Genomic DNA, 501 nt, shown 5'->3' on the forward strand with positions numbered 1-501 from the left:
ATTTAAGGTGGGTTGCCCCATTCGGAGATCCATGGATCAAAGCTTATTCGCAGCTCCCCACGGCTTTTCGCAGCGTATCACGTCCTTCATCGCCTGTGCATGCCTAGGCATCCACTAAATGCCCTTACGACACTTGATCGTTCTCATTGCCAATGCTCATCATTTGCTTGGATTTGGAATTCCTATCCTCCTCGCTTGCGCTCGAAGGGGTTCCAAATCTGACTATCCGGACACTTTGCAGTGTGCCGAACCAAGCCAGCGCGATTACCTTTTACAATCGCGCTTCAATAATGCCATCGACGTGTTCGATAGACCTGCTTTATTGGAGCTACGCCGAGCAGCTCGCTTGCAGTCTATCTTTAAGACCAGCTTCTCGAGATTGGATCCGATACCGCGCGGTCAGGCAACGGTAATCCAGCCGTCCGTCAGAAGCCCTCGAAGAGGACCAACAACAACGGCTCAGAGCGACAAGCTTCCTTCCTACCTCCGATCTCTCCACCA

1 rRNA gene is annotated in these 501 nt (G+C 52.1%); it reads right to left on the reverse strand.

What is annotated here, in order from left to right:
- Positions 1 to 139: ribosomal RNA gene (locus JJQ51_RS32825) — 23S ribosomal RNA — on the reverse strand; the annotation flags it as partial.
- Between the last annotated feature and the right edge of the window lie 362 nt (positions 140 to 501).

Source organism: Rhizobium sp. AG207R, assembly GCF_027109195.1.
Taxonomy (GTDB): Bacteria; Pseudomonadota; Alphaproteobacteria; order Rhizobiales; family Rhizobiaceae; genus Rhizobium; species Rhizobium dioscoreae.